Origin of the sequence: Stieleria sp. (assembly GCF_041595215.1) — a bacterium.
Lineage (GTDB): Bacteria > Planctomycetota > Planctomycetia > Pirellulales > Pirellulaceae > Stieleria > Stieleria magnilauensis.
The window spans coordinates 1-4681 of sequence record NZ_JBFHKV010000702.1 but is presented as its reverse complement, the minus strand read 5'-3'; the positions used below and the strand labels follow the sequence as shown (position 1 = coordinate 4681).

The 4681-nt window shown below is 59.0% G+C and carries 4 protein-coding genes and 1 pseudogene; 4 read left to right on the top strand and 1 reads right to left on the bottom strand.

Translation table 11 applies throughout. The features are described 5' to 3' along the window. The 3 genes and pseudogenes from ABX749_RS22770 to ABX749_RS22760 all read left to right on the top strand — a co-directional run. Positions 1–243, top strand: a pseudogene (locus ABX749_RS22770) (dolichol-phosphate mannosyltransferase); the annotation flags it as partial. Between the two features lie 2 nt (positions 244–245). Beyond that, positions 246–1649, top strand: a complete 1404-nt coding sequence (locus ABX749_RS22765; RefSeq protein WP_372898007.1) for an NAD(P)/FAD-dependent oxidoreductase — start codon at positions 246–248, stop codon at positions 1647–1649. A 403-nt stretch (positions 1650–2052) separates the two neighbouring features. Further along, positions 2053–2778: an FKBP-type peptidyl-prolyl cis-trans isomerase gene (locus tag ABX749_RS22760; RefSeq protein WP_372898006.1), complete on the top strand. Its 726-nt coding sequence runs from the start codon at positions 2053–2055 to the stop codon at positions 2776–2778. 40 nt (positions 2779–2818) lie between these two features. Here ABX749_RS22760 and ABX749_RS22755 read toward each other — a convergent pair whose 3' ends face one another. Continuing rightward, complete coding sequence (locus tag ABX749_RS22755; RefSeq protein ID WP_372898005.1) at positions 2819–3373, bottom strand: hypothetical protein; 555 nt, start codon at positions 3371–3373, stop codon at positions 2819–2821. A 121-nt stretch (positions 3374–3494) separates the two neighbouring features. Between ABX749_RS22755 and bioB the strand changes: the two genes are divergently transcribed. Beyond that, positions 3495–4529, top strand: coding sequence for a biotin synthase BioB (gene bioB / locus ABX749_RS22750; RefSeq protein ID WP_145209774.1), 1035 nt, complete (start codon positions 3495–3497; stop codon positions 4527–4529). Positions 4530–4681: the final 152 nt, after the last annotated feature.

Genomic DNA, 4681 nt, shown 5'->3' with positions numbered 1-4681 from the left:
GCCTATCGAGCTTCGGTGATCCGTCAGGGCTTTGCCGATCACGGCGATGCGTTTGTCGGTGAAAAAGGCTTCTCTTGCATGGCGGACATCTTGTTGAAACTGCGCAAACAAGGCGTCTTGTTCGGCGAGGCACCGTTGCGTCTGCGTTATGACCGCAAAGGCGGCGCGAGCAAGATGCAGGTTTTTAAAACCATCTGGTTGACGCTGAAGCTGCTCACCCGCCACCGATTGCGAGGACGGTAGTCGTGCCTGACAACGACGAACACGCGTCGCCGAAAAAACGGTGGTTGGTCATCGGCGGCGGCGTGATGGGACTGAAGATCGCCGACGAACTGGCCGGCAAGGGCCAAGACGTGACCATCGCCGAAGCCGCCCCCAGCTTTGGCGGGCTGACCAGCGCCTGGCAACTCGGCGACGTCACTTGGGATCGCTTCTATCACGTCACGTTGCTCAGTGATTCGGTGCTGCGGAAACAACTGCAGTCGCTGGGACTGGAACAGGAACTCCGGTGGGTTGAAACCAAGACGGGGTTCTTCGCCGGCGGCAAATTGATGTCGATGAGCAACACGCTGGAATTCCTGCGTTTTCCACCGCTGTCCCTGTTCCAAAGGGTTCGTTTGGGCGGCACGATTTTTCTGGCGTCCAAAATCCGCGACTTCCGCAAGATGGAACAACAGTCCGTCGAATCCTGGTTGCGGCGTTGGTCGGGCAAGGGCGCGTTTGAGAAAGTTTGGCTGCCACTGCTCAAGGCAAAACTCGGTGAAGCCTATCGCCAGACCTCCGCCGCATTCATTTGGGCGCACACCCAGCGGATGTACAAGGCACGTCGAAGCGGGGCGAAGAAGGAGATGTTTGGTTACGTCCCCGGCGGTTACGCGCGGATTCTGGACGTGTGGACGGGCAGCCTGGCCGAGCGTGGCGTTCGGCTGTTGAGCGGTCACGGAGTCAAAACGGTTCGCAAGACCGATGATGCGGCTTCAGGCCGATTGGAAGTCGACTTCGGTGAGGGGCGTGTCGAGACCTTTGACAATGTGGTTTCCACAATTGCCTCGCCCTTGATCGCCGATCAATGTGATCAGCTGCGTGATGAGGAAAAATCGAAACTACGCGGGATCAAGTACTTGGGCGTCGTCTGTGCGTCGATGTTGTTGAAGAAACCGATCAGCCCGTATTACGTCACCAACATCACCGACACCTGGGTTCCGCTGACGGGGATCATCGAGATGTCGACGATCGTCGATTCGCAGTCCCAGTTGGGCGGGAACCACTTGGTTTATTTGCCCAAGTACATGACCGACGATCATCCCGACTTGGCCGAACCGGACGAAGACTACAAACAGCGCTGTCTGGAAACGCTGGAGCGGATGTACGATCACTTTTCTCGCGACGACGTGTTGGAGTTCAAGGTCGCTCGGGCGAAGTACGTCGCGGCGCTGTCGACGATCGACTACAGCACGCGTTTGCCGCCGGTCGTCACCAGCGTGCCGGGGTTCTACGCGCTGAATTCCGCACACATTCTCGAAGGCAATCTGAACGTCAACGAGACGCTGGCCTTGGGCGAGCAAAAGCTCCGCGACGAGGTCTGGCCAGATTTCCTGGCTCGCGGGGCTGTCTCCAGCACCCGCGATGTCCCCGAATTCGCCAAGTAGCGGGACTCGCGGACGGTTCGTCGATTGAATCAGCCGTTTGGCGCGAGCCCAATGCCATCGATTTTGGCACAGAGGGAGGTAGCGGAACGGCGCGAGCCGTCCGGTTTCCGCTTGGAAACACCGTGAAAGACCGGAGGGCTCGCGCCCTACCGCTAACAAAAAACACCCCGATTCGTTTGCAGTAGGTGGCATTGGGCGCGAGCTCTTCGATCCTTCAACGGGCTTTCGCGCCGTTGGCGCTCATTCCTTCACTCCTCTCCAGCGGCGACGAATTCTCCACCGGACCTCGCCTAAACGGCGGTTCCTGGTATGATTTCTCCCGTTAAGGGCTTCGCATTGAGGCCCGATTCCGTTTCTTCCCTCGTGATGAACGGCGATTGCTTCCACTCAAAGGACACTCCAAATGTATCGTTGCTTGCTGGTGATCACTGCCGTCTCAATGATGACGCTGATGACCGACGCACAAGACCAAACCGCCCCTGACGCTTCGAAAGAAGGTATCGCCAAGAAGGATCCGATCGGCTACTTCCTGGGACTTTCGATGGGTCAGCAGATGCGGCAACAAGGTTTGAAATCCGAAGACTTTGACCCCCAGGCGTTTGCCGTCGGGGTGACCGATGCTCTGGCACAAAACGAGCTTCAACTCTCCGAAAAAGAGCTGATGGCCGTTCAGCAGCAGCTTCAAGGCATGCTGAACAAACGTCACCAGGAAATGGCCGCGGCGATCCAAGCCAAAGCCGAAGCCAACAAGGCCAAGGGTGCAGAGTGGCTGCAGGCCAACCTGAAAAAGGAAGGAATCAAGGAACTGGCCGGAGGCATGCAGTACAAGGTGATCGAATCGGGGGATGGTGGAAGCCCCAGCCCGAGCGACACCGTTCGTGTGCACTACACCGGCACGTTGATCGACGGCGAAGTCTTTGACAGCAGTGTCAAACGCGGCGAACCGGCCGAGTTTGTGGTCGGCGGCGTCATCAAGGGCTGGCAAATGGCCCTGCAAAAGATGAAGGTCGGCGACAAGTGGATGCTGTACATCCCGCCAGAATTGGCGTACGGCGATCGTGGCAGCCCAGGCGCGATCGGACCCAACGAAGTGTTGGTGTTCGAAGTCGAACTGTTGGAAATCCTCTAACAGCCGTCACAGCTCGGACGGATCGATGATCCGTCCGCTTCTACACGCCGCAGCCGCTGCATCCGGCACAGGAACCGCCGCTGCTTCCGCAACCGGCCGTGGTCCCACACTCGGGGCCACAGCCGTCGGTCAACAGCTCGGCCAGGTGGTTCGTGCGGACGACGGACTCGTATTCTTCGGCGATCTCGTCGGCAATCCGTTGGGCGTCGGTGTCTACGTCTCCGAGAAAGTGCATCCGCAGCGTGCCCCCGTCCAACAGCTGGTCGACGTCCAGCAGCATCGCGCCGCTGGCGGATCGGTCCAGCCGCGTCCGGCAGGCCTCGATGGCTTGGGTCTTGTAGCGTTCCAATCGGGCCACCAGCAGCTCGTCGGAATCCGTCGTCGGCCGCACGATACGATAGCCGGGGGGATCGACCACGCTCGCGTCGGAGTCGCTGTCCCGTCCAGAGTCACTGCGGCGCTCGGAAATCACCTCGGCGACCTCGATTCCGCGTGGCGAGCGGACCACCACGCGGCGTCCACGCTGGACCGGGGCCAACGCCGAAGCGAGCCGAATTTCGCCTAAAACACCGATCCGAACGAAGTAGTGGATCAAAGCGATCCCTAGGGATTGAGAGTGATTCCATCGTCCCGGCTTGCCGACGAGCCGGATCCATAAGAATATAGTGACCGATTCGACGTTACTTGGCAAACCGCTCCCGATTGACAGAACCGCTATGGCGACCGACCTCACCGCTCCCGGCACAAGTGCCCCACCGACATCTTCGCCCGCTGCGTTCGACGCCTGGGCGGATCGAATTCTCGACGGCGGCGAACTCTCGCGGGATGAAGCCCGACAGATTCTCGAATCCTCCGACGATGACCTGCTGCGGTTGCTCTCGGCCGGGTTCCGACTGCGCCAAAAATACTTCGGCAAGACCGTCCAGCTGTATTTCTTGATGAACGCCAAGAGCGGTCTGTGCCCCGAAGATTGCCACTACTGTAGCCAGTCAAAGATCTCCGAGGCTCCGGTCCCCAAATACAACATTCTCAAGCGAGACGCGTTGATGGAGGCGGCCAAGGTCGCCGCCGAGCGTGGGGCGAAAACCTATTGCCTGGTGATTTCGGCCCGTGGACCCAATGAACGCGAGCTGAAAGCGGTTGAAGAGATCGTTCCCGAAATCAAGAAACAATACGGCTTGGATATCTGTGCCTGTCTGGGGTTGCTGTCCAAGGAGCAAGCGGACCGACTGAAAGCCTGCGGCGTCGACCGGGTGAACCACAATCTGAACACCGGTGAAGAGTATTACGCGGAGATCTGCACCACGCACACCTACGCCGACCGCGTGCAGACGCTTCGCCATGTTCGCGACGCCGGCATGGAGATGTGCAGCGGCGGCATCATCGGCATGGGCGAAACGTACGACGATATCATTTCGATGGCGTTTGACCTGAAGGAGTTGGGCGTCCAATCGATTCCGCTGAACTTCTTGAATTCGATCGACGGAACGCCGTTGGAAGGCAAGAAGGACCTGAGTCCGCAAGATTGTTTGCGCGCCCTGGCGATGTTCCGGTTCGTCAACCCGAGTCGCGAACTACGGATTTCCGGCGGACGCGAAATCCACCTCCGCACGCTGCAACCGCTCGGGCTGTATGTCGCCAACAGCGTCTTCGTCGGCGACTACCTGACGACCCAAGGCCAGGCGCCGGACGAGGATTACCAAATGATCAAGGACCTCGGGTTCGAAGTGACCACCTCGGTCGGCGAATAGCAGGTGTTTGAAGGTTGGTGTCTAGTCTTCAGGCGATGAGCCGAGCCAACGGGAGAGGATATCGATTTTATTACTGCCGGTGCTGTAATAAATACACTGGCTCCCCTCTCCCCAAAAGACGCCAACGACGCGAAGCGTCCAGCGTTTTTTGG